We start from the raw sequence: 21,207 nt of genomic DNA, 5'->3' as shown, positions 1-21,207 counted from the left end.
CGCTTCAAATAGCCTTGCTTAATGACCGGCTGTGCCGGTGCGCCGGGAACCTCTGCACGTGCTGTCGCCCCGGATCGGCGCCGCGTCAAGGGGAACTCGGTTTTGCCGCAGCTGCTCGCCATACCGCCCTTCGATCCGCTATGTGTCGTCTGCGCGTCGCGATCCGGCCGTTGCATCCGATACCGGCCGCGCCGATGCTGGAGTTGTCATGACCTCAATCGCCTCGCCCGCCGCCGTCGCCCAGCCCTCCGCCGCCCGCAACCGGCTGGTGCTCGTCGTCTATACCGCCGCGATCTTCGTCAGCGCGCTGCTGCTGTTCTCGGTGCAGCCGCTGTTCACCAAGATGGTGCTGCCGCGGCTCGGCGGCTCGCCGGCGGTGTGGTCGGTGGCGATGGTGTTCTTCCAGGCGCTGCTGCTCGCCGGCTACGCCTACGCGCATTTCCTGACGCAACTGCGCAGCCGGGTAATCCCGGTGGCGATCCATCTCCTGCTGCTCGGCTTCGCGTTGCTGAGCCTGCCGCTGTCGATCGCGGGCCACTGGGGCGATCCGCCGACATCGGGCTATGCGGTCTGGCTGCTCGGCCTGTTCGCGGCCTCGATCGGCCTGCCGTTCTTTGCGCTCGCCGCCAACAATCCGCTGCTGCAGGCGTGGTTCGTGCGCACGGGGCATCCATCGGGACCCGATCCTTACTTTCTCTACGCCTCGTCGAACATCGGCAGCTTCCTGGCGCTGTTGTCCTATCCGCTGCTGATCGAGCCGATCTTCAGCCTGCGCACGCAGAACCTGATCTGGGCGGGCGGCTATGGCCTGCTGATCGCGCTGATCGCCGGCTGCGGCGTGCTGCTGCTGCGCTCGCCGGTGACCATCAGGAGCTTGCTGCAGACCGATCAAAGCGACGCGCCGGCACCGCGCTGGCTGCTGCGGCTGCGCTGGATCTTCCTCGCAGCGGTGCCTTCGGGCCTGCTGATCGCGGTGACCGCCCACATCTCGACCGACGTTGCTGCCGCGCCCTTGCTCTGGGTGCTGCCGCTGTCGCTCTATCTGCTCACCTGGGTGCTGGTGTTCCAGACGCGGCCGCTGCTGCCGCACAAATGGATGCTGGCGCTGCAGCCGCTCGCGATCGCCGGCGTCGTCGTGCTGCTCGCCTTCGGCGGCGAGCAGAACCTCGCGCTGACGCTCGGCGGCCACCAGCTTTGTTTCTTCATCATCGCGATGGCCTGCCATGGCGAGCTCGCGCGCACGCGGCCGGCCGCGAAATATCTCACCGGCTTCTACGTTGCGCTGTCGTTCGGCGGCATGGTCGGCGGCCTGTTCGCCGGGCTGATTGCGCCATTCACCTTCTCCTGGGTCGCCGAATATCCCATCCTGCTCGCGTTCGCCGCACTGTGCCGCCCGGCAGTGACCGAGCGCTGGCCGCAGCTGACACGCTGGTATTGGATCGTGCTGGCTGCGATCGCCGTCGCCCTGCTGGTTCCGGCTGCCATGACCGGCAAGGTCACGACCTATCTCGAAGATCATCGCGTCTATGTCGCGGGCGCCGTGGGCGTGCTGGCGGCGCTGCTCGCGCTGCTGCTCAATGGCGACCGCTGGAAGGTGTTCGCAACGGCTGCGCTCGCGCTCGTCCTCATCCGCGCCTATCCGGCCGATGACGGCCGCGTCGAGACGGTGCGCAGCTTCTTCGGGGTGCACAAGATCGTGGTCACCTCCGATGGCCATTATCACGTGCTGATGCATGGCACGACGATCCACGGCGCGGAAAAGTATCTCAACGCCGACGGCTCCAAGGTGACCGGACGTCCCGAGCCGATCACCTATTATCACAAGGACGGCGGCATCGGCCGGGCCATCACCGCGATCCGCGAGCGCAAGGGCGCGCCGCTCAAGGTCGCCGTGATCGGCGTCGGCTCGGGCACGCTGACCTGCGCGGCGGAGCCGGGCGAGGACTGGAAGTATTTCGAGATCGACCAGACCATGGTCGATACCGCCAGCGACCCGAAATATTTCAGCTACATCAAGAGCTGTGCGCCGGACTTCAAGCCTGTCATCGGCGATGCCAGGCTGACCTTCGCCAAGGAGCCGGACGGCGTCTACGACCTCATCATCGTCGATGCCTATTCGTCCGATGCGATCCCGATCCACCTCGCAACCGAGGAGGCGATGGCGATCTACAAGGCCAAGCTGGCGCCGCAGGGCGCGGTCGTGATGCACGTCTCCAACCGTCATCTGGAGCTGGAGAGCGTCGTGGTCGGCATTGCCGACGCCAACGACATGAAGAGCTGGGTCTACAACGAGGACTCCGGCCGGGACGACGAGTACATCTTTGCCACCGACGTCGTCGTCAGCGCGCGCGAGGAGGCCGATGTCGGCAAGCTCGCCTCGTCGAACAAATGGACCGAGACCGAGCCCACCGATGGCGAGCGGGTCTGGACCGACGACTATTCCAACATTCTCGGCGCCGTGTATCGGCGGCTGCGCGATGGCGAATAGCGCGCGCCGACGGCGCCTCGCCCGGAAGGCCTGCGGTTCGTTGCGGCGACCATGACACGCGCGGTGACAAGAGGTGCGCACCTCGCACTGCGCTTTCCTTTCGGTTGCATTGCAGTAGAAGCTCGCCAGGCGCATGGATGGCTATGTGCGCGTATTGCGCCGCAAAACGCAGGAATATCCGCTTTTCTCATCGGCTTTGTTGCGTGGCTGCCCCGACCATGCTACCTGAGGTGCGTGCCTCATATCTGGTTCCCGACCACAATGATGTTCGAAGGGCCGGCACAGGCACGCACGGGCGATCTTCGATTCACATCTCCACGACCCCTTGGGCTGATGCCGCTTGGCCTAGCGGAACGAGCACGTCGGGGCTGCTGGGATCGAGCGGAGATGTTTGGCCCGACCGAGCGGACGCTGTCCGCTCGGGCCTATGAGTTCTTGTGGTGATTACAAATGCCGGTCGCATCAAGCAGACCGGCTGACATGGGAGGGGTTCGATGAAGCGTCTTTGGATGGCTGGTGCGTCTGCTCTGTTGGCGATGGCGCTCGGCGTCGGCTCGGCAGGAGCCGCCGACAAGAAGGTCCTGGCGTTCGTGGTCAACGGCGCGTCCGACTTCTGGAAGATCGCCGAGGCCGGCCTGAAGAAGGCGCAGGGCGAGCTGCCCGACTACAATCTCCAGCTCAAATATCCGGAGCAGGCCGCGGCCGCCGTGCAGCAGCGCATGCTGGATGACCTCGTCGCCGCCGGCGCGGCCGGCATCATGGTGAGCGCGGTCGATCCGAAGAACCAGACCGAGCACCTCAACAAGATCGCCGGCCAGACGGTGCTGTTCACCACCGACAGCGACGCGCCGCAGTCGAAGCGCATCGCCTATATCGGCTCCTCCAACACCGAACTCGGCAAGGATGCCGGCAAGCTGATGTTGAAGGCGCTGCCGAACGGCGGCAAGTGCGTCGGCTTCGTCGGTCTGCCCGGCGCCGACAATGCGCGCGAGCGCATCGAGGGCGTCAAGGAGACGATCAAGGGCTCGAAGGTCGAGCTGGTCGACGTCCGCGGCGACGAGATCGACCAGACCCGCGCCAAGCGCAACGTCGAGGACATTCTGGCCGCGATGCCGGATGTCAGCTGCCTGGTCGGCTTCTACTCCTACAACACGCCGCGCATCTATGAGGTGCTGAAGGAGGCCGGCAAGCTCGGCAAGATCAAGATCATCGGCTTCGACGAGGATCCGATCACCCTCGGCGGCGTCAAGGACGGCGCCATCGAAGGCACCGTCGTGCAACAGCCCTATGAGTGGGGCTATCAGGGCATGAAGCTGATGGCCAAGGTCGTGCAGGGCGACAAGTCCGGCGTGCCGGCGAACGGCATCATCATCGTGCCCGGCAAGGTCATCGACAAGGGCAATGTCGAGGACTTCATGGCGCAGATGAAGTCGATGCTCAAGAAGTGATGCGGCGGCCGGCGTGTCCGGGCCTTTTCTCGAGCTGATCGACATCGGCAAGACCTATCCTGGCGTGGTCGCGCTCGACCACGTCAGCCTGTCGGTCGCGCCCGGTGAGGTGATTGCCTTGCTCGGCGAGAACGGCGCCGGCAAGTCGACATTGATGCGTGTGCTCGGCGGGGTCGTACCGCCGAGCAGCGGCACGCTTCGTATCGATGGCGTCGACCGCACCAGCTACACCGTGACGGATGCGATCGCGGCCGGCATCGCCTTCGTGCATCAGGAGCTGAACCTGTTCGACAATCTCGACGTCGCGGACAATGTCTTCATCGGCCGCGAGCCGGTGTTCGGCGGACCGTTGCGGCTGATCGACCGCGCCACGCTGCGCGCCAAGGTGCGGCCGCTGATCGCGCGCCTCGCGGCGGACTTCGAGCCGGATACGCCGCTGGCGGAGCTGTCGCTGGCGCAGCGGCAGCTAGTCGAGATCATCAAGGCGCTGTCGCTCAACGCGCGCTGCGTCATCATGGACGAGCCGACCTCGAGCCTGACCTTGTCGGAGACTGAGCGGCTGATGCAGGTCATCGCCGGCCTGAAGGCCGACGGCGTCAGCGTCATCTTCATCACCCATCGCCTCAACGAGGTGGTGCAATGCGCCGACCGCGCCGTCGTGCTGCGCGACGGCCGCACCGTCGGCACGCTGACGCGCGGTGAGCTCAATCCGGCGGCGATGATCCGGCTGATGATCGGCCGGGACCTGCGGTCGCGCTACGTGCCGCCGGCTACGCTGCCGGGCGACACTGTTCTCAATGTCGTCGATGCCGTCACGTCCACCTATCCACGCCGGGCCGTGAGCCTGCAACTGCGCCGCGGGGAGATCCTCGGCCTTGCCGGCCTCGTCGGCTCCGGACGGACCGAGCTCGCGCGCGCCATCTTCGGTGTCGAACCCTTGTTGGCCGGCAATATCAGCCTCGATGGCGAGCCCGTCCGCATCACCGAGCCGCGCGCGGCGATCGACCGCGGCATCTATCTCATTCCGGAAGACCGCAAAGGCTGCGGCCTGCTGCTCGACTTTCCGATCGCCGAGAATATCTCCCTGCCGGATCTCGCGTCCTACGCAAGCCTCGGTCTGGTGGACAGGTCTCGCGAGACCGACAACGCCGACCGCCAGCGCGAACGCCTCAAGATCCGGGCACCCGACGTCAAGATGCAGGTCGGCACCTTGTCCGGCGGCAACCAGCAGAAGGTCGTGCTGGCGAAATGGCTGTCGATGCGGCCGAAGGTCCTGATCTTCGACGAGCCGACGCGCGGCATCGATGTCGGGGCCAAGCAGGAGATCTACGATATGCTGCGGCGGCTGGCGGACGCCGGCGTCGCCATCCTGATGATCTCGAGCGACATGGAAGAGGTGATCGGGGTGAGCGACCGCATCGCCGTGATGCATGAGGGCAGGATTTCCGGTTTCCTGGACCGGGCCGAGTTCAGCGAGCACAATGTGCTGCAGCTCGCCGTCGGCCACACCATCTGAGCGAGGCGCCCCGTGCAGAAGAAAGATCTCAGCCTCTTGGTCCTGATCCTGGTGGTCGGCGCCGTCGTGGCCTTCATCAACCCGCGCTTCCTGCTGGTCGGCAACCTGTCCAACACCGCCAACCAGGTCGGCATGTTCGGCATCTTCTCGATCGCGGAGGCCTTCGTCATCATCGTCGGCGGCATCGAGCTGGCGGTCGGATCCGTCATCGCGCTGCTCGGCGTGCTGTTCATCGACCTGATCGTCAACCGCGACATCGACTGGATCCTGGCCTTTGCACTGATCATCTCGGGCGGCGTCGCCATCGGCATGATCCACGGCACGCTCGTCACCAAGATGAAGATTCAGCCCTTCGTCGTGACCCTGTGCGGCTTGCTGATCTATCGCGGTGCCGCCCGCTACTACACCGAGGACGCGACCGCCGGCTTCGGCTATGGCGCGAGCTTCCCGATGCTGGAATGGCTGACCGCAGGCCGCACCAATGTGCTCGGCTTTCCGCTGCCGCACAGCATCGTCGCGCTTGTGATCGTGGCGGGGGTTGCGTGGGTGGTCCTGCACCGCTCGGTCTATGGCCGCTATTTCTATGCAGTGGGAAAGAATGACGAGGCGGCGCGCTATTCCGGCATTCGTTCCGATCGCGTCACCATCGCAGCCTATGTGATCTGCGGCGGATTGACCGCGCTCGCGGCCGTGCTGCTCGCGATGTACACCCGCTCGATCTCGCCGGCGGTGCACGGCTCGTTCTATGAGCTCTACGCCATCGCGGCGGCCGTGCTCGGGGGCTGCTCGCTACGCGGCGGCGAGGGCTCGATCATCGGCGTCGTGCTCGGTACGATCCTGCTGCAGGTGCTGCAGAACCTGGTCAACCTGCTGGGCATTCCGAGCTCGCTGAATTTCGCGGTGATGGGCACGGTGATCCTGATCGGCGTGCTCGCCGACCAATATCTCGTGCAGCGCCGCAAGCGTGCGCCCGCCGCGCGCGGGCAGGCGAGTACGGAAGCTGCGCCCGCCACGCTCGAGCGCGCCAGCGCCGAATGAGCATGCCCCGCATCAGGCTGCCCTGCAACGAATGCAGCCGGAGGCGACAGGGCGCGTCCGGCTGCATTCAGGCTCAAAGTGGATCGGATCAATCCTGATAGGTGTAATAGCCGCGCGGCTGGTAGTATTGGCGCGGCTGGTAATAGCGCGGCTGCGCGTAGCTCGGATTGCCGCTGTCGTAATCATATTGCTGCGGATAGGCCTGCGCGCCGTACACTTGGCGGCTGGTGCCGCGCGGCGCCGGATAGCGCACGCCGTTGTCGCTGCCGTCGGCCGGATAGATGTAGCCGTCATCCGGACGTTGCTGCGGCACGATCTGGCGTCCCGGCAGCAATTGCGGCTGCGGCGTCAGCACCACCGGCTCGCCATTGTCGTCATATTGCTGCGGCTGGGTATCGCGGCGGGCCACGGCGGTGCCGCGGCGCGGATTGCGCGCCAGCGCCACCTCCGCCGATCCGGTCAGGGTCACCGTGGTGTTGAGCACGCCGTCCTTCTGCACGAGGTCGTAGAGCGTCGTGGCATTCGCCTTCGATAGCCGGACGCAGCCGTGCGAGGCGGGCGTGCCGAGCCGGCCTTCCGAGTCGGTGCCGTGGATCGCATGCCCGACCTTGGTGAAGAAGATCGAGTGCGGCATCGGCGCGTCGTCGAATTCCTTCGAGAAGTGGTCGGCCTCCATGCGGAAGGCCCGGAAGGTGCCGTTCGGCGTCTCGCGCGAGGGGATGCCAGTCGAGACCGGCCAGCGGTATCGCTCGACGCCATCGACCGCCACGGTCATGATCTGGTTGTTCTTGTCGACGGTGATGTCGATCTTGGCGAGCGCCGGCGTGGCGGACAGCAAGGCAAAGCCGGCAACCGCAAAAAGAATCCTACGCATGTAACCTTTGGCCTCCGGGCCTGCGACTGTCAGAACGTGACGTCCAAAAGAGCCTCAGAACAAGACTTCAAAATGCCGCGGCTCGCTATCGGCCTGCACTATGTCGGAAGTCCAGGCTTTGTTCCAGCTTGGCGGTGTCTCAACCTTAATGGCGGGCGCGTGACAGGCAAAGGCTTGGGCTCGTTCATCGAGGCTGACATTTTCGCGACTGATCACGCCGCCGCCGGGACCGGAGTTTAGGACTTCTCTAATCGGCCGCATTTGCCGCCAGCGCGCAACCTTTTGGCCGCATCAGCGTTTCAGACATTCCTCCATGCGGTTCCCAGGATTCAAAATGCTCACGATGAAGGCCAAGACGGCGGTGCTCGACGACCGCGCGCCGCAGCGCCTGACCTATCTGCTCGCAGCGCTTGCGCTGTTCTTTCTCGCTCTGTCCTGGCTGGCGCTCCCGCAATTCGCTCATGCCCAGGGCATCATCCGTGGCGCCCATGAGGGCGCTCACGAGGGCAACCGCATCGCCGGCCCGGTGGGCGGGGTGGTCGGAGGCGCTGTCGGCGCCGGTGTCGGTGGTGCCGTGGGCGCCGTCGAAGGCGCGCTGGGCATCCCGCACCGCTCTTATTACCACCGGCATTATCACTGCCGCGGCTACCGTGACGGCTACGGCCGCTTTCACTGCGCCCGTTGAAGGCAGACTGACGCAGCGCCGGCTCAGCGCTTGAGCCGGTAGCCGGTCTTGAAGATCCACCAGATTGCCGTCATGCAGATCGCCAGAAACGCGAGCGTCATCGCGACGCTGATCTCCACCCGGACGTCGGCGATCTCATAGAAGCTCCAGCGGAAGCCGGAGATCAGATAGACGACCGGGTTGAGCAGTGCGATCGAGTGCCAGGTCGGCGGCAGCATGTTGACCGAGTAGAAGCTGCCGCCCAGGAACGTCAGCGGCGTCACCACCAGCATCGGAATCATCTGCAGCTTTTCGAAGCCGTCGGCCCAGATGCCGATGATGAAGCCGAACAGGCTGAACGTGACCGCCGTCAGCACCAGAAACGACAGCATCCACACCGGATGCTGGATGTGCAGCGGCACGAACAGCCCGGCCGTGGCCAGAATGATCAATCCGAGGATGATCGACTTGGTCGCGGCCGCGCCGACATAGCCGAGCACGATCTCGACATGCGAGATCGGCGCCGACAGGATCTCATAGATCGTGCCGATGAATTTCGGGAAGTAAATGCCGAACGAGGCGTTGGCGATGCTCTGCGTGAGCACCGACAGCATCACGAGGCCCGGCACGATGAAGGTGCCATAGCTGACGCCCTGAACCTCGCTGATGCGCGAGCCGATCGCGGCGCCGAACACCACGAAATACAGCGAGGTCGAGACGACCGGCGACACGATGCTCTGCAGGATCGTGCGCCAGGTGCGCGCCATCTCGAATTTGTAGATTGCGCCGACGGCTCGCAGGTTCATTGGCTCACCAGGCTGACGAAGATGTCTTCGAGGGAGGATTGCTTGGTCTCGAGATCGACGAAGCGGATGCCGGCGGTGCGGAGATCGCCGAGCAGGCTGGTGATCCCGGTGCGCTCGCCCTTGGTGTCGTAATCGTAGGACAGCTTCCAGCCGTCATCGGACAGCGCAAGCTGGTAGGGCGCCAGCGCTTCCGGGATCGTCTCGATCTTGTGCTGCAGCTGCAGGCTCAGCCGCTTGCGGCCGAGCTTCTGCATCAGCGTGGCCTTGTCCTCGACCAGCACGATCTCGCCCTTGTTGATGACGCCGACGCGGTCGGCCATCTCCTCGGCTTCCTCGATGTAGTGCGTGGTCAGGATGATGGTGACGCCGGCCGCCTTGAGCTCACGCACGACGTCCCACATGCCCTTGCGCAGCTCGACGTCGACGCCCGCGGTCGGCTCGTCCAGGAACAGCACCTGCGGCTCGTGCGACAGCGCCTTGGCGATCATCACGCGGCGCTTCATGCCGCCGGACAGTGTGATGATCTTGGCGTCCTTCTTGTCCCACAGCGAGAGGTCCTTGAGGATCTTCTCGATCAGCGCCGGATTCCTCGGCTTGCCGAACAGCCCGCGGCTGAAGCTGACGGTGGCCCACACGCTCTCGAACGAATCGGTGTGCAGTTCCTGCGGCACCAGGCCGATCATCGACCGCGCGGCGCGGTAGTCGGCGTTGATGTCATGACCGCCGACCGCGACCTTGCCGGTGGACGCATTGGCAATGCCGCAGATGATGCTGATCAGCGTCGTCTTGCCGGCGCCGTTCGGGCCGAGCAGGGCGAAGATCTCGCTGCGCTCGATCGTGAGGTTGATGTTGTTGAGCGAGGTGAAGCCCGACGGATAGGTCTTCGACAGGCCGGACACGGAAATGACGGGAGCCATCACGGGGGATTCGTTGCGATTCGGGAGCTGCGCCGAGGAGAACGGCGCAGAGGCGAGGGAAGCGCACAGATAGGAACGACGATGCCGTCCCGCAATCGCGGGCCCGTGAATGGATCGTGTCACTATCGCGGCTTTTCGGTGGCCAATTCCATCCAGTGTTGCTGTGCGGCCACGTCGGAGGGACGAACGCCGTCCACGGTGTCGCGCCATGTTGCGTCCGCGAGCATCTCTTGTACGGTTCGCGCCGTCTCGACATTTCCGCCGTGGAGAAGGACCGATGACGCCACGTTTCAGCACCACCCGCACCATTTCGACGCGCAGCCTGCCGGCGCGCTGGCTCGGCATGGTCGCCTTGGCGCTCGCGCTCGTTCTCCCGCTCGGAGCCGGACCGGTCCGCGCCGCCCCGAGCCCGGCGGCCGCGGCCGCGGCCAGCACCACGCATGTCTATCTGCTGCGCGGCGTGCTCAACATCTTCTCGCTCGGGCTCGACGACATCGCCGGCAAGCTGGATTCCCAGGGCATCCCGAACACGGTCGCCAATTTCGTATCGTGGTCGTCGCTGGCCGACGAGGCCGCTGCCGCCTATCGCGCCGGCCGCATCAAGACGATCATCCTGGTCGGCCATTCCTCCGGCGCCACCGCGCTGCCGGACATGATCAACAAGCTCGGGCAGCTCGGCGTGCCGGTGAAGCTCGCGATCGGCCTCGACTCGGTGTTCAAGACCAAGCTCGTCGGCGGCAATGCCGAGCGCTACATCAACTTCTACATCGCCAGCGGCGCCGGCGAGCCGGTCCGCCGCGACGACGGCTTCCACGGCAAGCTGGAGAATGTCGACGTGGGGTCGGCTGTCCCGGGCGTCGGCCACATTACGATCGAGAAGAACCAGATCATGCAGCAGAAGGTGATCGGGGCGATCGATTCGGTCGTGTTCGGCGGCAAGGGACGTCAGCCCGCCGCGCCGCCCACCCGCATGGCGGCGCCGCAGCGGGCGGCCAGCGCTACTGGATACCGGTAGTCACCCGGTGGGGCGCCTGACGCGCCCCAAAATGCTCCCATTCGGCGACGACAAGCGGTATGGCAGGGAGGACATGGTCCTGCCTGATCTCAAGCTTGAGCTTTCCCGGGAGCGCGAATGACCCGTTTGTCGCGAATTGCGAGGGGCTGGCTCGACGCCGCCCAGGCCGTGGCCGGGCAGGGACTGTCCGGGCTGCTGGTCATCGGGCTCGTCGCGACATCAGCGCCGGCGACGGCCAAGGCGGGAGCCGCCACTGCGACCACGCCCAGCAAGCCCGCCAAGACCGCAACGGCGCCAACCCAGGCCGCCATCCGCCCTGCGGCGCCGGAGCGTTCGCCGGAGCCCGTCCCAACGCTGCCGCCGCCGCGGGTCTATCTGTTCCGTGGTGCGCTCGGCCCGCTGTTCTCGACCGGCATGGACCGCCTCGCCGAGAAGATCGAGAAGGCCGGCTTCTGGGCCAGCGTCTACGAATTCACCCTCTGCGACCTGATCGCGCTGCAGGTGGCCAAGAACTACCGCCAGGACCAGGCGCCGATCGTGCTGATCGGCCATTCCATGGGCGGGCTGTGCAGCGTCCGCATCGCGATTACGCTGCAGGAGCAGAACATCCCGGTGGCGCTGGTGGTCACCGTCGACCCCGCGCATGCCACCAAGAGCGTGCCGCCGAACGTGCAGCGCTTCATCAATCTGTTCCTGTCGGACAACATCCTCGGCGGCGGCGACGTCAAGCCGGAGCCCGGCTTCCGCGGTCATTACGCCAGCTTCGACATGAAGGATCATGACGAGGTCACGCATATCAACATCGACAAGATGGAGGATGTGCACGCTCAATTGGTCAGCATGATCAGCCAGCTGTCGCAGACCTCGGCCACCGCCGACGTCGATCCGGTCCAGCTGCGCTATCTGGTGCCGCCGAAGGTTTCGGTCGAGCTGTGGGACAGCGGCGTCGCCATGCCGGTGCGCCCGGGCGAAACCCTCGACCAGATCGCGGCAGCGAACCGCGTTCCGCTCTGGGCGCTCCAGCAATCCAATCGCGGCCTCGCCGCCCAGCCGCTGGTCCCCGGCCAGCGCATCATCCTGCCGCGCCATCTGCTCCCGCAGGCGGCCAACCAGCCGGCATCCCAGCCGCCGGAAGCCGCCGTCCGGCGCTAGAACAGCCGCGCTTTCACCCTCCCCTGGAGGGGGAGGGTCGGCTCACATGGAGCGCAGCGTCATGTGAGCCGGGGTGGGGTGATCTCTCCACTTGCACCGGTTCCGCGGCTTCACCCCACCCCGCTCGCCCGCTTCGCGCGCGATCGACACTCCCCCTCCAGGGCAGGGTGAGAAGGAGATCGCGGCGTTGTGTCGTGTGTTTTAGGCCCACCGCCGGATTAGCCCGCCGGCAGGAACGGGATGATCATCGGCACGCGCTGGCTGTAGGCGACGTAATCGGGGCCCAGCTCCTGCGCCAGGAACCCTTCTTCCATCTTCGCCTTCCAGGCCATGCCGAGCGAGATCAGGATCGCGCCGAGCACGGCAGTCACCGTTCCCACTGCGATGCCCGTGGCGATCATGCCGAGGATCAGGCCGGTATAGATCGGATGCCGCACCATGCCGTAGGGGCCGGTGTCGATGACCTTGTGGCCTTCCTTGTGGGTGATGGCGTTCGACCAGAACCGGCCGAGATGGATGCGCGCCCACCAGGTGAACGCGATGCCGGCCAGGGTCACGATCGTCAGCAGGTAAACGCCGGTCTCGCCGGGGTGCCAGAACGGCCTCTCGCCGAGAAGGCGCGAGGTCCACGGCGTGAACAGGATACCGCCGAGCACGATCAGCGCGTGGTAGCGACTGGTCTTGATCACCGTCACATGCTTGCGGGTCTGCCCGGACCAGAACGAGGCGCCGACCCAGCTGGCGAGCCAGATCAGCCAGATGATGGCGAGCAGGGAGGTGGGCCAGGTGGTGGTCCAGCCGCTGAACGCAACTGACGAGATGGGGCTGGCATCGCCGGACATGTCTTGGAAACCGTTATGAGACGTGGGACCGGCCGCTCTTAGCTATTCGGCCGCGGTGCGAAAAGGGTGTTGTTTCTCGTCGAGCCGCTTGGCCTGCTCGGAATCGAGCAGGAAGGCGATGGTCTCGCGCAAGGTGGGCTCGATCGGGCGCGGGGCATAGCCGAGCTCCCGCTTGGCCTTGTCGATCGACAGGTCCGAGGCGGAGCGGGCGATCCGCACGCCCTCGGCGGTGCCGGAGGGGCAGCGCTTGGTGAGGTGATCGGAGATGAACTCCAGCATGCCGGCCGAGAGCTCCGCCAGGCGTCCCGGCACCGAAACGGTCACATGCTTGCGGCCGCTGATCGCCGCCATCAGCTCCAGGATGCGGCTGAGCGGCAGGCTCTCGCCGCCGAACACGTAGCGGCCGCCGACCTTGCCGCGTTCCATCGCCAGGATCAGGCCCGCGGCGACGTCGCGAACGTCGACGAGATTGACGATGAAATCGAGATAGAGCTGCACGCGGCTGTCCAGGAAGTGTAGCAGCATTTGCGACGGCGGTGTCAGGTTGCTGTCATGAGGCCCGATCGGCATCGTCGGCGTGCCCACCACGACGGGAAAGCCGTCCGCGGCCGCGGCCATCGCGCGCGCCTCGGCCAGCGCCTTGGAGCGGGTATAGGCGCCCGGCATCGCCTCAGCCGGCGGCGCGGTCGGCGCAGCAGCGGCGCCGGTCGAGCCCGGATAGTCGAACAGGATGGATTCAGTCGAGCAATGCAGGAAGCGGCGGACACGGCCGGCGCGCGCGGCGGCCAGCACCGTCTCCGTGCCGACGCAGTTGACCCGGTAGAAGTCCTCGCGGTCGGGCATCCACATGCCCGGCAGTCCGGCGAGGTGATAGACCTGATCGACGCCGGTAACCGCCTGCTTCACCAGGCCGGCATCGAGCACCGAGCCTTCGATATACTCGACATCGGCGATCATGTGGCTCGGCGAGCGGATGTCGAGCACCCGCACCTCGGCGCCCCGCGTCGCCAGTGCGGAGACGAGGTGGTGGCCGATGAAACCGCTGCCGCCGGTAACGAGGACTTTCATCAGGGACGCGAGCGTTGATCGCCTTGAAGACGGTCCGATGCCACCCGATCAGGCGACCAGTTCGGCGCGATGAGGTCGGCCACCGACGGCCGGAAACCCAACGCCATATACAATTTCGCCATCACGAACATCGGTCCAAGAAACAGATGCGCTGGATGATCCAGCAGAGACGGATTGTTCCGCTCGAAAAACTTGTGGCCCACGGCCTGCGACACCAGCCCGACGATCACGAGCGCGGCAAACAAGGCCCAGAGGGCCAATCCGTGGACGTGATCGGCAATCATCATGGCCGCAGCAAGGAACAGCACGGCGAAGGCCAGGATGCCGGCGCCGAGTGCGGCATCGAGCAGCAGCCAATACACCAGCACCGGCAGGGCCAGCACGGCGCCCAGGCTGATCCGGATGCCAAAAGCGTCGAAATGCCACAAGCTCAAGGGGAGCACGGCGCCGAGGAACAGCAGGATGATTCCGAGCACATGCATCAAGCCGTTGCGCGGATCGCGATGGTATTCGACGTAGTCGATCATCTGGCGTCGAAACATGGCGTTCATGACTGGCTCGCTCGTCACTGAGATCGACCCCCGCTCAATCGACGGCCGTAAAGAGGGGGCTATACCATCAAGCGGCTGCATGGACAAACCGACAATGATGCCCAGGGCACTCTGGCCGGCTGCGCGGAAAGCCCAATGCACCCGTCTGAGAACGGGTTCCATTGGCACCAGACGCCGAAAGAGTCCTTTGGAGAACAGTCGTGCCGGTGACGCCGCGGGTTCAAGGCGCCAGCGCAGACCTCGCTTGCGTCAGCTGCGGTGCTTGCGGGGGGCCTGCTTGCCGGGTGCGGCGGGAGCTGCCGGGGCCGCAGGCGGCGGAGCAGCCTCTTCGACGGTCTTCGCGACCGTCATGATCTGGATCTGCTGATTGACGGGGGCGGTCGGCTTCGACGGGTCGAGCAGTTGCTCCTCGCCGAGGCCGATCGACTGCAGCCGCTTGACCGAGATCTTGAAGGTATTCGCAAGAATGTCGCGGATCGCGTCGGCGCGGCGCTGGCTCAGGATGACGTTGGACTCGCGCTTGCCGTTGGCTTCGACATGGCCGACGATCAGGAAGGTGTAGGGCAGCAGGTCCGCATACACCATCGCGTCGGCGATCCGGCCGACGGCCTGATACGATTCCGGTCGGACGATCGGCGTATCCTGGTCGAACTGGATGTCGACGTTGAAGGCCGGCAGGTTCATGAGCTCCGGCGCAATCGGCGTCCGCTTCTGCGGCGGCGGCTCGTTGCGGCTGCGGATCTTGGAGCGTTCCTGGGTCTGCTGCTTGAGCGCGGGCAGATCGAGCGCCGGCGCGGTCTCGAAGCGGCTGAGCTGGCGCACGATATCCTCGCGCGTCACCTCCTGCGCGCGCGCAGGCGCGCTTGCCAGCAGCAGCGATGCGGCGATCAGTCCCAGCCGCGATGTCGACGTCCGCCGCATCAGCGATACCCCGCCTCGCCCAGGGATTGCTGGCAGCGCGCGCTGACGCCGTTGGTGGTCAGCAGGCAGGGAATCGATTTGCTGGTTTCCTTGGTCGAGCCGCCGCACAGCTTGACGATCTCACGTTGGCAAGCGTTCGCCACGGTGACGCGCGCCGAGATGCGCTTCTGGATCGCCTCGAACGCCTTGAAATACGTCGCCTTGCATTGCGGGGACACGACGTCCTGGTTACGCGACAGGCATTCCTTCAGCCGATTGGAATCGAGATTGACGCCGCGGCAATTGGCGGTGATGTCGGCGCCGCAGCTCGATGCGATCAGCCCTGCGGAGTCGCCAAAGCTCATCGTCTGCGCCGTCGCAAACGACGGCACGCTGAGCGCGATCGCAACAATGAACAGATTGCATCCCCGGACCATGCACGCATCTCATACGACGCGCGCCGCCACGGTCAAGGCCTAACCAAGGCGAAGTGTGAAGTTCGATTGCGATCGTGCGCGCAGCGGCGGATCCTGCCGTGGCCGCGAGGTCACGCCCGCTGCACGAAGCTGTCGACGACGTGCTTCTCGCCGGCCTTGTCGAAGGCGATGGTCAGCTTGTTGCCGTCGATCTTGATGACGTGGCCATAGCCGAACTTCTGGTGAAACACGCGGTCGTCAGGCGCGAACTCCGACGTGGCGCCGGTGGATTTCGCCACCAACTCGCCCTCGATGGTCAGCGGTCCGCGCTTGTTGCGGCCGAAAGTGCCGCCGAACGGATCGCGGCCGCTGAACGGCGATTGTGGCTCGCTGAAGCCGCTCTCGGAGCCGCCGCGCGCGGCGCCGGGACGCCGCGCCTGCGCGCGCTGCCAGCCGGGTGTCGAATAGCTCGATCCGAACGACTCGACATTGTCGAACCGCGACGGGCCGTAGCCGCCGGCGCCGCCCCAGCCTGAGCCGCCCTTGGATTCGGTGATCTCGACGCTCGCCGCCGGCAGCTCGTCGAGGAAGCGCGACGGGATCGTCGTGGTCCAGGTGCCGTGGATGCGGCGGTTGGTGGCGAAATAGATTTTCGCGCGGCGGCGGGCGCGAGTCAGGCCGACATGTGCGAGGCGACGCTCCTCCTCCAGGCCGGCGCGGCCCTGCTCGTCGAGGGTCCGCTGGCTTGGGAACAGGCCTTCCTCCCAGCCCGGCAGGAACACGTTGTCGAATTCCAGGCCCTTCGCCGAGTGCAAGGTCATCAGCGACACGGCCTCTTCGTCGCCAGCACCTTCGCGGTCCATCACCAGCGAGATGTGCTCGAGAAAGCCGTGCAAATTCTCGAACTCCTCCATCGAGCGGATCAGCTCTTTGAGGTTGTCGAGGCGTCCGGCCGCGTCGGCCGAGCGGTCCTTCTGCCACATCTCGGTGTAGCCGCTTTCGTCGAGCACGATCTCGGCGAGCTCCGTATGCGGCGTCACCTCGCGCTGGGCGCGCCAGCGCTCGAATTGCAGGATCAGTCCGCGCAGCGATCCCCGCGCCTTCGGCTTCAATTCGTCGGTCTCGACCACCGCGCGCGCCGCCTCGAACAACGGGATGCGGCGCTTGCGCGCGTGGTCGTGCAGCATCTGCACGGTGGCATCGCCAAGCCCGCGCTTCGGCACGTTGACGATGCGCTCGAAGGCGAGATCATCGGCCGGCGAGTTGATGACGCGCAAGTATGCCAGCGCATCGCGGATCTCGGCGCGCTCGTAGAATCTGGGGCCGCCGATGACGCGATAGGGCAGGCCGAGCGTGACGAAGCGGTCCTCGAACTCGCGCATCTGATAGGACGCGCGCACGAGAATGGCGACGTCGTTGAGATGCTCGCCCTTGCGCTGCAGCTCCTCGATCTCCTCGCCGATGCCGCGCGCTTCCTCTTCCGAATCCCAGGCGCCGGTGACGGTGACCTTCTCGCCCTCGACGTCCTCGGTGTGCAGCGTCTTGCCGAGCCGGCCTTCGTTGTGCGTGATCAGATGCGACGCGGCGGCGAGGATGTGGCCGGTCGAGCGGTAGTTGCGTTCGAGGCGAATGACCTTGGCGCCAGGAAAATCGTGCTCGAAGCGCAGGATGTTGTCGACCTCGGCGCCGCGCCAGCCATAGATCGACTGGTCGTCGTCACCGACGCAGCAGATGTTCTTGGGAGCAGTCGTGGCCGCGGAAACGTCCTTCCCCTCTCCCCCAAGCGAAGCGGAGCTTCGCAAGGTGGGAGAGGGTGCCGAGCGCAGCGAGGCGGGTGAGGGGTCTCTGTCCGCAGGCGCAGGAGCAAGCGGAGAGAACCCCTCACCCGGCTCAGTTTCGCTGCGCTCAACTGATCCACCCTCTCCCACAAGGGGAGAGGGGGCAGCGGCGGCTGTGGCGGGAGCACGCGTCGGCGCCTGCGACAGCAGCCGCAGCCACAGATATTGCGCGACGTTGGTGTCCTGATACTCGTCGACCAGGATGAACTTGAAGCGGCTCTGATACTGCCGCAGCACGTCCGGGTTCTCGCGGAACAGCCGGATGCTCTCGAGCAGCAAATCGCCGAAATCGGCGGCGTTGAGGATCTTCAGCCGCTCCTGATAGCTCGCATAGAGCTTGCCACCCTTGCCGTTCGCGAACACGGCGGCTTCGCCCGAGGGCACCTGCGACGGCGCCAGGCCGCGGTTCTTCCAGCCGTCGATCAGCCCAGCGAGCATGCGCGCCGGCCAGCGCTTGTCGTCGATGTTCTCGGCCTGCAGCAATTGCTTGAGCAGGCGGATCTGGTCGTCGACATCGAGCACGGTGAAATTGGACTTGAGCTGCACCAGCTCGGCATGGCTGCGCAGGATGCGCCCGGAGATCGAGTGGAAGGTGCCGAGCCACGGCATGCCTTCAACAGCTTGTCCCAGCATCTCGGCGAGCCGCGTTTTCATCTCGCGCGCGGCCTTGTTGGTGAAGGTCACCGACAGGATCTCGCTCGGACGCGCACGGCCCATGCTGAGAATGTGCGCGATGCGCGTCGTCAGCACACGCGTCTTGCCGGTGCCCGCGCCGGCCAGCACCAGCACCGGACCATCCAGCGTCTCGACAGCTTCGCGCTGCTCCGGGTTCAGACCTGCGAGATAGCGCGCACCGCCGCTCGCGGCGGCGCGGGCGCGGGCGGCAATGCCGCCCGGTGCGGGCTGGTGGTCAGGCGCAGGAAAGCGGCTCACGCGGTTGGGCTCGGTCATCAGCGAATCAGTCTCATCCCTCTGACGGCATCATACGACGACATCAAGGGGTCTGCAGGGAGGAGCCCTCATAGCAGGGATTGTCGGTGATATGGGGCCGCCCGGCGCGTTTTACAGCCCTAAATCGGCAGCCGGCGGGCGCTGCACGCCGGTTTCCGCCAAATTTGTTCCGCCGAATCGCGAATTTTTACCGCCCGAAAGCGCCGGAACCTTTGTTCCCGGCCTCGATTGTCCTGGCAACGGCGCAAGCTCCGCGTCGCTTTGAACCGCAATCGAGAGACAGAGGTCGTGTCATGTTAGGCTGGGTCGTCACCTTCCTGGTTATCGCATTGATCGCCGGCATCCTCGGCTTCGGCGGCATCGCCGGTGCGTCCATCGAGATCGCCAAGATCATCTTCTTCATCGCCATCGTGCTGTTCCTGGTGTCGGCTGTCGTGGGCCTCGCCCGCGGCCGATCCCGCGTGTAGTCGGCCTCATCCCCTGACAATGAGGTCGGCGAAGGGCGCAGTGCCTCGCAAGAGGTGCTGCGCCCTTTGCGTTGTGGCTCAGGCCGGCGCGGTCAGCGCGACCTGCACCTTGGCCAGCGCGGGATCGAGCGCGACGGAGGCGAGCCGGGCATCGTTGGACAGCGCCGTCAAAGTGAGCGTCTGATCCTGCACCCGGAAGATGCGACACAGCGTCGTCGTCTCGCTTTCGTCGCGCAACATCACCGAGAGCGGCGCGATGTGGTTCTCGTCGGCGATCTTCTCGGCGACCAGCGCCAGCCGCGTCGCCGCCGCCGCCAATTGCTCGGTGTGATGGCCGGCTGTGTTGGCCGCCAGCGGCAGCCCTTCCTCGTTCGTCAACAGCACGGTCTCGAAGCGGCCGACCTCGGCGATCCGGTCGAGCAGCGGCACGAGCTCGCGGCGCCGCCCAGGGCGCGCGGCGAGTTGCGCGAGATCGAGCGAGATGCGCTCGCGTTCGACCAGCGGCGCCAGCAAGTCCTGGATCGCGCTGCGCAGGCTCGTCTCCCGCTCGCTGGCGTCGTGGCTGCTCTGGTCCTGCAACTGATTGAGGCTGGCGGCCTGCACTTGCACCTGCCGGCGCAGATGATCGCGGGCGACAGCGCCCTGGCGCGCACCGAACAGATAGCCTGCGGTCAGCAGCAGGATGGCGGCACCGAGGCCGCTCACGATGGCATAGAAGGTCATGGTCGCTTCGCTTCCGTGAGGTGATCGCAATCGTCGACACCGGCGATGCGCAGAACAGCCTTGCGATCGTTCGCGGCCGCCGCGGAGTCGCCGCGCGCGGTGCCTGCGCCGGCTGCGCTCACCGACATCCGCTGCGGCGAAATGCCGTCCTTCCTCAAGAGCTCCGCGACGGCCTTGGCGCGCGAGTAGCTCAAGAGCACGTTGAGATCCTCGCTGCCGCTGGCGTCGGCGTGGCCCTCGATCAGGATGGTCGCATCGCCATGCCGCGCGAGCGCCTTTTGCAGCACCGCCTGTGCGCGCTTCATGTCGCCCGGATGGGGCCGCGTGCTGCCGCGCTCGAACGCAATGGCCAGCGGTGCGAAGCATTCGGCGGGCGCCTTCGCAGCGCTCTGGGGCTCGGTGCGGGCAGTTGATACGGGCGGGGCAGGCGGCTCGATGGGGATCGCCGAGGGCAAGGGCATCGGAGGAGCCGTGATCAGTGCGGGCAGAGGCACCGGCGTGTCCTGCGGCTTCGGCGCTGGCTGGGTGATCATCGTCTGCGGCACGGCGGCCACGGTGTCCGGGGCAGCCGCTGCCTGTTGCCAGAGCGCGGCCGACATGACCGCGACAAGGGTCCCCGCGATGGCAAAGGCGGCCGCGAGCCAGGTTGGCGCATCTTCACCGGCGACGAGATACGCATCTGCGCGCGGCGCAGGCGGAGAAAACACGATGTTGGGCGAAGGCGCCAGCATGTCAGCCCACCGGCACCTTGAACCCCGGCACCTTGAACAATGGCGTGATCAGGTCGATGCCGCATTCGAGCCCGGCGCACCATTCGATGAACTGCTGCGACATCGCCTGGTCCGGAAACAGCGCGCCATGCTGTGGCGCGATGATCTCGATGTCGAGCGGCCGCACCATGTCAGCCCATGCCTTCATCACCCGGTTCGACACCATGTAGCGGCGGTGGAAGCCCTCCATGAAGCGGATATGCGCCTTGAAGTCGCGCGTCACGATGTAGTCGACGCCGATCGAGGCGCCGAGATCACCGCTGTAGAGGATCTTGGAGACGGGATCGTAGAGCTGGAAATTGCCCTCGCTGTGCAGGAAATGCGCGGGCAGCGCATAGAGCTTGCAGCCGGCGAGATCGAACACCATGCCTTCGTCGGGGATCGGCTTCAGCCGGTCGGCGACGATGTGGTCGAAGCCGAAATGCGGCACGAAGCGCGTCCACAGCGAGGAGATGTAGGCGTCGGCATCGGTGGTCATCAGCCAGCCATTGATGGCCGCGACGATGTCGGGGTCCTGATGCGACAGGAACAGATATTTTAGCCGGCCGCCCGAGAGCTCGCTGAAGGTCTCGCCCAGCACCTTGGAGTAGACCTTGTGGCCACCGGGATCGAGCAGCATGCCGACGCGGTCGTGGATGATCAGGTGCTGGTTCGCCTGCACGGCGAGATCGCCGGCGCTGAAATCCTCCAGCAGGATGTTCTTGTGAACGCCGTCATCATAGAGGACGGTATTGGCCATGTACGCACCTCCTGCCGGCGCGGC

General features: G+C 65.8%; 20 protein-coding genes. 8 read left to right on the top strand and 12 right to left on the bottom strand.

Annotated elements, in window-relative coordinates; genetic code table 11:
• The first annotated feature begins 208 nt into the window (after positions 1-208).
• The 4 genes from ACVILH_RS00160 to ACVILH_RS00145 all read left to right on the top strand — a co-directional run bounded on the left by ACVILH_RS00160 (position 209) and on the right by ACVILH_RS00145 (position 6,490).
• Positions 209-2,488 carry a spermidine synthase gene (locus tag ACVILH_RS00160; protein ID WP_456711065.1) on the top strand — a complete coding sequence of 760 codons (2,280 nt, stop codon included), beginning with the start codon at positions 209-211 and terminating at the stop codon, positions 2,486-2,488.
• 494 nt (positions 2,489-2,982) lie between these two features.
• A complete protein-coding gene (locus ACVILH_RS00155; protein ID WP_456711064.1) occupies positions 2,983-3,936 on the top strand; it encodes a sugar-binding protein in 954 nt (317 codons plus the stop codon).
• A gap of 13 nt (positions 3,937-3,949) precedes the next feature.
• Positions 3,950-5,452, top strand: coding sequence for a sugar ABC transporter ATP-binding protein (locus ACVILH_RS00150; protein ID WP_456711063.1), 1,503 nt, complete (start codon positions 3,950-3,952; stop codon positions 5,450-5,452).
• Positions 5,453-5,464: 12 nt separating this feature from the next.
• The gene (locus ACVILH_RS00145) at positions 5,465-6,490 is read left to right on the top strand and encodes an ABC transporter permease (RefSeq protein ID WP_456711062.1); all 1,026 of its coding nucleotides are present in this window, start codon (positions 5,465-5,467) and stop codon (positions 6,488-6,490) included.
• Positions 6,491-6,578: 88 nt separating this feature from the next.
• On the opposite strand, the gene ACVILH_RS00140 is transcribed toward ACVILH_RS00145, so the two are convergent.
• Positions 6,579-7,364 (bottom strand): L,D-transpeptidase, encoded by a 786-nt coding sequence (locus tag ACVILH_RS00140; RefSeq protein WP_456711061.1) that lies wholly within the window; start codon positions 7,362-7,364, stop codon positions 6,579-6,581.
• Between the two features lie 334 nt (positions 7,365-7,698).
• On the opposite strand from ACVILH_RS00140, the gene ACVILH_RS00135 reads away from it, so the two are divergent.
• Positions 7,699-8,049: a hypothetical protein gene (locus ACVILH_RS00135; RefSeq protein WP_456711060.1), complete on the top strand. Its 351-nt coding sequence runs from the start codon at positions 7,699-7,701 to the stop codon at positions 8,047-8,049.
• Positions 8,050-8,072: 23 nt separating this feature from the next.
• Here the strand turns inward: ACVILH_RS00135 and ACVILH_RS00130 are convergent, their stop codons facing one another.
• Both ACVILH_RS00130 and ACVILH_RS00125 read right to left on the bottom strand, forming a co-directional pair.
• Entirely contained in the window at positions 8,073-8,834 is a 762-nt protein-coding gene (locus tag ACVILH_RS00130; RefSeq protein WP_006614073.1) for an ABC transporter permease, read from the bottom strand.
• Positions 8,831-9,751, bottom strand: a complete 921-nt coding sequence (locus tag ACVILH_RS00125) for an ABC transporter ATP-binding protein (protein WP_456711059.1) — start codon at positions 9,749-9,751, stop codon at positions 8,831-8,833. The genes ACVILH_RS00130 and ACVILH_RS00125 overlap by 4 nt, the downstream gene beginning before the upstream one ends.
• A 277-nt stretch (positions 9,752-10,028) precedes the next feature.
• Here ACVILH_RS00125 and ACVILH_RS00120 point away from each other — a divergent pair, with 277 nt between their 5' ends.
• Together ACVILH_RS00120 and ACVILH_RS00115 are read left to right on the top strand one after the other, a co-directional pair.
• Positions 10,029-10,766 (top strand): hypothetical protein, encoded by a 738-nt coding sequence (locus tag ACVILH_RS00120; RefSeq protein ID WP_456711058.1) that lies wholly within the window; start codon positions 10,029-10,031, stop codon positions 10,764-10,766.
• Positions 10,767-10,883: 117 nt separating this feature from the next.
• Positions 10,884-11,918, top strand: coding sequence for a LysM peptidoglycan-binding domain-containing protein (locus ACVILH_RS00115; protein ID WP_456711057.1), 1,035 nt, complete (start codon positions 10,884-10,886; stop codon positions 11,916-11,918).
• A 218-nt stretch (positions 11,919-12,136) separates the two neighbouring features.
• On the opposite strand, the gene ACVILH_RS00110 is transcribed toward ACVILH_RS00115, so the two are convergent.
• The 6 genes from ACVILH_RS00110 to ACVILH_RS00085 all read right to left on the bottom strand — a co-directional run bounded on the left by ACVILH_RS00110 (position 12,137) and on the right by ACVILH_RS00085 (position 18,484).
• Positions 12,137-12,760, bottom strand: coding sequence for a methyltransferase family protein (locus ACVILH_RS00110; RefSeq protein ID WP_006614069.1), 624 nt, complete (start codon positions 12,758-12,760; stop codon positions 12,137-12,139).
• 42 nt (positions 12,761-12,802) lie between these two features.
• The gene (locus ACVILH_RS00105; RefSeq protein WP_456711056.1) at positions 12,803-13,828 is read right to left on the bottom strand and encodes an NAD-dependent epimerase/dehydratase family protein; all 1,026 of its coding nucleotides are present in this window, start codon (positions 13,826-13,828) and stop codon (positions 12,803-12,805) included.
• Complete coding sequence (locus ACVILH_RS00100; RefSeq protein ID WP_456716829.1) at positions 13,828-14,379, bottom strand: Mpo1-like protein; 552 nt, start codon at positions 14,377-14,379, stop codon at positions 13,828-13,830. Before ACVILH_RS00100 ends, ACVILH_RS00105 begins: the two co-directional genes overlap by 1 nt.
• A 249-nt stretch (positions 14,380-14,628) precedes the next feature.
• Positions 14,629-15,300: an OmpA family protein gene (locus ACVILH_RS00095; protein WP_456711055.1), complete on the bottom strand. Its 672-nt coding sequence runs from the start codon at positions 15,298-15,300 to the stop codon at positions 14,629-14,631.
• Positions 15,300-15,716 (bottom strand): hypothetical protein, encoded by a 417-nt coding sequence (locus tag ACVILH_RS00090; RefSeq protein WP_456711054.1) that lies wholly within the window; start codon positions 15,714-15,716, stop codon positions 15,300-15,302. The genes ACVILH_RS00095 and ACVILH_RS00090 overlap by 1 nt, the downstream gene beginning before the upstream one ends.
• Positions 15,717-15,826: 110 nt before the next feature.
• Positions 15,827-18,484, bottom strand: a complete 2,658-nt coding sequence (locus ACVILH_RS00085) for an ATP-dependent helicase (protein WP_456711053.1) — start codon at positions 18,482-18,484, stop codon at positions 15,827-15,829.
• 293 nt (positions 18,485-18,777) lie between these two features.
• Here ACVILH_RS00085 and ACVILH_RS00080 point away from each other — a divergent pair, with 293 nt between their 5' ends.
• Positions 18,778-18,951, top strand: coding sequence for a DUF1328 domain-containing protein (locus tag ACVILH_RS00080; protein WP_006614063.1), 174 nt, complete (start codon positions 18,778-18,780; stop codon positions 18,949-18,951).
• 78 nt (positions 18,952-19,029) lie between these two features.
• On the opposite strand, the gene ACVILH_RS00075 is transcribed toward ACVILH_RS00080, so the two are convergent.
• The 3 genes from ACVILH_RS00075 to ACVILH_RS00065 are packed head-to-tail and all read right to left on the bottom strand — an operon-like array spanning position 19,030 to position 21,183.
• Positions 19,030-19,674 carry a hypothetical protein gene (locus tag ACVILH_RS00075; protein WP_456711052.1) on the bottom strand — a complete coding sequence of 215 codons (645 nt, stop codon included), beginning with the start codon at positions 19,672-19,674 and terminating at the stop codon, positions 19,030-19,032.
• Complete coding sequence (locus ACVILH_RS00070) at positions 19,671-20,405, bottom strand: OmpA family protein (RefSeq protein ID WP_456711051.1); 735 nt, start codon at positions 20,403-20,405, stop codon at positions 19,671-19,673. The genes ACVILH_RS00075 and ACVILH_RS00070 overlap by 4 nt, the downstream gene beginning before the upstream one ends.
• Position 20,406: 1 nt before the next feature.
• On the bottom strand, positions 20,407-21,183 hold the full coding sequence (locus tag ACVILH_RS00065; RefSeq protein WP_456711050.1) for an oxygen-binding di-iron domain-containing protein: 777 nt from the start codon (positions 21,181-21,183) through the stop codon (positions 20,407-20,409).
• Positions 21,184-21,207: the final 24 nt, after the last annotated feature.

The sequence above is a fragment of the Bradyrhizobium sp. USDA 4353 genome, from assembly GCF_054063215.1.
Note: the sequence above shows the minus strand (reverse complement) of the source record. Positions and strands in the feature narration are given on the sequence as shown.

Bases quoted from the DNA above. Each gene is read 5' to 3' on its own strand.
- ACVILH_RS00160 (WP_456711065.1), top strand. From the start codon at position 209: ATGACCTCAATCGCCTCGCCCGCCGCCGTCGCCCAGCCCTCCGCCGCC.
- ACVILH_RS00155 (WP_456711064.1), top strand. From the start codon at position 2,983: ATGAAGCGTCTTTGGATGGCTGGTGCGTCTGCTCTGTTGGCGATGGCG.
- ACVILH_RS00140 (WP_456711061.1), bottom strand. From the start codon at position 7,364: ATGCGTAGGATTCTTTTTGCGGTTGCCGGCTTTGCCTTGCTGTCCGCC.
- ACVILH_RS00135 (WP_456711060.1), top strand. From the start codon at position 7,699: ATGCTCACGATGAAGGCCAAGACGGCGGTGCTCGACGACCGCGCGCCG.
- ACVILH_RS00130 (WP_006614073.1), bottom strand. From the start codon at position 8,834: ATGAACCTGCGAGCCGTCGGCGCAATCTACAAATTCGAGATGGCGCGC.
- ACVILH_RS00125 (WP_456711059.1), bottom strand. From the start codon at position 9,751: ATGGCTCCCGTCATTTCCGTGTCCGGCCTGTCGAAGACCTATCCGTCG.
- ACVILH_RS00120 (WP_456711058.1), top strand. From the start codon at position 10,029: ATGACGCCACGTTTCAGCACCACCCGCACCATTTCGACGCGCAGCCTG.
- ACVILH_RS00115 (WP_456711057.1), top strand. From the start codon at position 10,884: ATGACCCGTTTGTCGCGAATTGCGAGGGGCTGGCTCGACGCCGCCCAG.
- ACVILH_RS00110 (WP_006614069.1), bottom strand. From the start codon at position 12,760: ATGTCCGGCGATGCCAGCCCCATCTCGTCAGTTGCGTTCAGCGGCTGG.
- ACVILH_RS00105 (WP_456711056.1), bottom strand. From the start codon at position 13,828: ATGAAAGTCCTCGTTACCGGCGGCAGCGGTTTCATCGGCCACCACCTC.
- ACVILH_RS00100 (WP_456716829.1), bottom strand. From the start codon at position 14,379: ATGAACGCCATGTTTCGACGCCAGATGATCGACTACGTCGAATACCAT.
- ACVILH_RS00095 (WP_456711055.1), bottom strand. From the start codon at position 15,300: ATGCGGCGGACGTCGACATCGCGGCTGGGACTGATCGCCGCATCGCTG.
- ACVILH_RS00090 (WP_456711054.1), bottom strand. From the start codon at position 15,716: ATGGTCCGGGGATGCAATCTGTTCATTGTTGCGATCGCGCTCAGCGTG.
- ACVILH_RS00085 (WP_456711053.1), bottom strand. From the start codon at position 18,484: ATGACCGAGCCCAACCGCGTGAGCCGCTTTCCTGCGCCTGACCACCAG.
- ACVILH_RS00080 (WP_006614063.1), top strand. From the start codon at position 18,778: ATGTTAGGCTGGGTCGTCACCTTCCTGGTTATCGCATTGATCGCCGGC.
- ACVILH_RS00075 (WP_456711052.1), bottom strand. From the start codon at position 19,674: ATGACCTTCTATGCCATCGTGAGCGGCCTCGGTGCCGCCATCCTGCTG.
- ACVILH_RS00070 (WP_456711051.1), bottom strand. From the start codon at position 20,405: ATGCTGGCGCCTTCGCCCAACATCGTGTTTTCTCCGCCTGCGCCGCGC.
- ACVILH_RS00065 (WP_456711050.1), bottom strand. From the start codon at position 21,183: ATGGCCAATACCGTCCTCTATGATGACGGCGTTCACAAGAACATCCTG.